At 65.9% G+C, this 3591-nt stretch carries 4 protein-coding genes; 1 reads left to right on the forward strand and 3 read right to left on the reverse strand.

Annotated elements, in window-relative coordinates:
• From EN742_RS28160 to EN742_RS28170, 3 genes are all read right to left on the reverse strand, one after another.
• A partial coding sequence (locus tag EN742_RS28160) for a sugar phosphate isomerase/epimerase (protein ID WP_148670310.1) occupies nucleotides 1-802 on the reverse strand: 802 nt, incomplete at its 3' end.
• Nucleotides 803-818: 16 nt separating this feature from the next.
• Nucleotides 819-2201: an FGGY-family carbohydrate kinase gene (locus EN742_RS28165; RefSeq protein WP_128333532.1), complete on the reverse strand. Its 1383-nt coding sequence runs from the start codon at nucleotides 2199-2201 to the stop codon at nucleotides 819-821.
• Nucleotides 2198-2980, reverse strand: a complete 783-nt coding sequence (locus EN742_RS28170; RefSeq protein WP_126056873.1) for a DeoR/GlpR family DNA-binding transcription regulator — start codon at nucleotides 2978-2980, stop codon at nucleotides 2198-2200. The genes EN742_RS28165 and EN742_RS28170 overlap by 4 nt, the downstream gene beginning before the upstream one ends.
• A 182-nt stretch (nucleotides 2981-3162) precedes the next feature.
• Between EN742_RS28170 and EN742_RS28175 the strand changes: the two genes are divergently transcribed.
• Nucleotides 3163-3591, forward strand: a 429-nt coding sequence (locus EN742_RS28175) for an FGGY family carbohydrate kinase (RefSeq protein ID WP_245492409.1), incomplete at its 3' end; no start/stop codon positions are given.

Genomic DNA, 3591 nt, shown 5'->3' on the forward strand with positions numbered 1-3591 from the left:
CCATATTGTCTGTCCACAGATTGCGCCAGATCGCCGTCTTCTTCGACAGGTTCTCGTCGACGATCTCCGAGGAGAAGGATTCGAAGCTGAGGTCGTCGCTATAGCCAATGGCGGTCAGCGCATCGAAGATCGCGGCGAAGTCGATGCTGCCGGTGCCGAGGAAGCCGCGATGGCTCTCGCCGATATGAACATAGCCGATTTTGCCGGCGGCGTTGCGGATGGCCAGTCCGGCATCGGCCTCCTCGATGTTCATGTGGAAGGAATCGAGGTGCAGGAAGATGTTGTCGGAACCGCTGTCCTCAATGAGGGCCAGCCCCTGCGCGGCGGTGTTGAGCAGATTGCTCTCGAAGCGATTGACGATTTCGAGGTTGAGCGTGACGCCGGCGGCCTTGGCCGTCTCCGCCACTTTGGCCAGCGTTGCGGCGCTGCGGTTCCACTGGTCGCGCGTCGGCGCCTCGGTCTGCAGGCCGTGGCTGGTCGAGAGTATGCCGCCGACCTTCTGGCCGCCGAGATCGCGGGTGAGCGCGATGGTGCGGTTGAGGATGTCGACGCCGCGCGCGGCGCTAGCCTTGTCGGCACTCGATATATCGCCGTCGGCCGGCAGGCCGATGCTGATCGCGACGCCAAGGCCGAGATCGGCGATGCGCCGGGCAAGCCGACTGATATCGACATTGGCCGGATCGAGATAGGAGAACTCGATCAGGTCGAAGCCGGCTTCCTTCGTGTTGGCGAGCGTGCGCTCGAGGTCCGCCTGCGCCGAGCTCGCCGACCAGACGAAAGAATGGATTCCAATGCGCGCCATGATCGTCTCCATCTGCTCAAATCTTGCGAGCCGCAGTTTGGCTTCTGTCGCTCTCGGCGCCGATTGCCAGATCTCGCCAGCGATCACGATAGCCGGCTAACCCGGCAAAGTGCGCGGCATCAACGGGCTCCGGCGTTTCGGCGGCCATGCCTCGACCGGCGCTCTCGAAGGCGAGAGCGGCGGCGCCCGTGGCGCTGCCTTCCAGCGTGGCGCCCTGCAGGAAGGGCTGGCCGGGCCGTAGCTGCGCCAGCAGACTGGCGAGCAGGCCGCCCGCGTTCAGCCCGCCATCGACGATGACGGTGTCTTTGGAATGGATCAGGTCGAGCGACAGATCGACCATCAGCGCCACATAGAGCAGCGCCACCGCAGCGCGTTCTTCTCTGTCGGGCGCGCCGCCGATCACTTCGCCGACGCGATCAGGCATCGGACCGCCCGGCGCGAAGCTGGGCAGGGCCATTATGCCGGCGTCGATCACCCGCTGTATCGAAGCCGGCGATATGGCGCCTTGCCAGCCGGCGCTGATCACCGCGAATTCGCGCCCACCCATGAAGCGGATGGTCGGCACCGGACCGCCGTCGACATCGACATTGACCAGCATGTCGCGGTCGCGGTCGAGCACGTCCAGCGGGCAGTCGGGATTGAGCACGACCACCCAGGTTCCGGTCGAGACCGCTGTGAGCGGACCAAGTTGCTGCCGGCGATAGGCATGGAGCGCGGCATTCGAGTCATGGACGCCGTTGTGGATGGCGACCGGCCTGCCGGCCTTGCCGAAATGCTGCTCGCCGATGACAGCGCCGGCGCGCGCGAAAGCAGGCATGCGGCCGAGCCAGCTCTCGGCGTCGACCAGCGAGGAGAAGTCGCGCCGGCGCGGCGCCCACAGATGCGAATGGCAGCCGAGATAGGACACTTCCGAGACGGCGCGGCCGCCGAAACGCCAGCTCCAATATTGCGGATAGCCGAGGATCGATGTCGCCGAGGCGAAGGCGCCCGGCTCGACCTCGTTCAGCCACAGCATGTGGCGGCCATAGTTGAAGCCGAGCGGCAAGCGCGGCGAGAAGGTCTCGGAGAAATCCGGGATGCGGCGATCGATGCGCGCCGCGACCTCGGCAGGCGGCTCCTGCTCGTAGTCGAGGATCGGGTGCGTGAGCGCCGTATCATCGACCAAGGCGAAGGTGCAGCCATGGCCGGACACCATCAGCCCTTCGATGCCGTGACTGTCGACCGCTTCGTTAACGGCAGCGAGCGCCCAGTCATGCAGTGCCGCCTCGTCGAGCACGCTGAAGCCGTCCCTGTGTGTCCAGATCGGCCTCGTGCGGCGCTCGTCGAGAATGCGCCCGTCTTCCCCGAAGACGAACAGCTTCGAATTGGTCTTGCCGAAATCGAGCACCGCCACTTTCACTGGACGGCCCCCGAGGCGGAGGCGATCCGCACCATGACGCCTGCATCTTCCAGCATACGCGCATCGGCGTCGGACAGGCCGTCATCGGTCACCAGCGTGCCGATGCGCGACAGCGGCAGCGCGACATTGCGGGCATGGATCGACAGCTTGCGGCTGTCGGCCAGCACCACGATCTGGTCGGCGCACAGGCTCAAATCGACGATCGAGCGGACCAACAGCGGATGCGATTCCAGCACGCCTTCCTGGCTGAGCCCCTGGGCGCCGACGAAGAACTTCGCGGCGTAGAAAGGTGCGGCCTGGGCGAGCGAGTGGATGATGCCGGGCTCGCGGTGAAGATCGCCGCCGGCGATGGTCAGGCTGCAGTTGCCATGGTCGCTGAGATAGGCAGCGAGCGGCATGGAATTGGTGAACAGGCGGATGTTGCGGTCGGCGAGCCTGACGCCGAGATGAAAGCAGGTCGAGCCGCCATGGACGATGACCGCGTCGCCGTCGCGCACCATGGTCGCGGCAAGGGCGGCGATCCGCCGCTTGGCCTCGACGGCGAGGTCGCGGTTCTCGTCATAGGGCCTGGCATAGGCGATGCCGGCCTGGGCTACACCGTCGAGCGCCGAGATGCCACCATAGACCTTGCGCGCCTCGCCAGCCCCGTCGATCTTGTCGATATCGCGCCGGACCGTCGCCGCCGAAACGCCAAGCCGCTCCTGCAGCTCGCGCACCGAGGCGAACGGGCGATCCCGCAAGATCTCGACGATCTGACGCTGGCGGCCGGAGTCGCTCAACTTTTCCTCCCGATGTCGCTTGGCGTAACTTACTCAAGCCCGATGGGAGAGCAAAGTCATTTCTGACGAAAGAAGATCATGATTGACGTAGATCGCTCGTATCTGCGATACCGACGTCGGCTCCCTTGCAGGAATTTCGAGCGGAAAGCACGACGCGGCCGGCAGTTGCGAAGGACAGCGACATGGCGCCATTGGCCATAGGCATCGACATCGGCACTTCCGGCGCGCGCGCCGTCGCCATGCGCCCGGATTTTTCCATCGCCGCGCGCGCCGCCGTTCCACTCGACCGCTTTGGCGCCAACAGCCGCGACCCTGTCGTCTGGTGGGCGGCGGTCGAGGCAACGCTGAAGGAATTGCTCTCCGCCATCGATCGCGCGGCGGTGCGTTCGATCGCCGTCGACGGCACGTCGGGCACCGTGCTGCCAGTCGACGCGGTCGGACGGCCGCTGGCCGAGCCGCTGATGTACAACGACAAGGTTCCGGTCGACACCATACTCGCCGTGATCGCCCGCGAGGCGCCGGAAGCAAGCGCCGCGCACGGCGCGACCTCGGGCCTCGCCAAGGCACTCTCTTTCCAGCGCCTGCCCGGCGTCGCCTGGATGCTGCACCAA

Source organism: Mesorhizobium sp. M4A.F.Ca.ET.020.02.1.1, assembly GCF_004022645.1.
GTDB lineage: Bacteria > Pseudomonadota > Alphaproteobacteria > Rhizobiales > Rhizobiaceae > Mesorhizobium.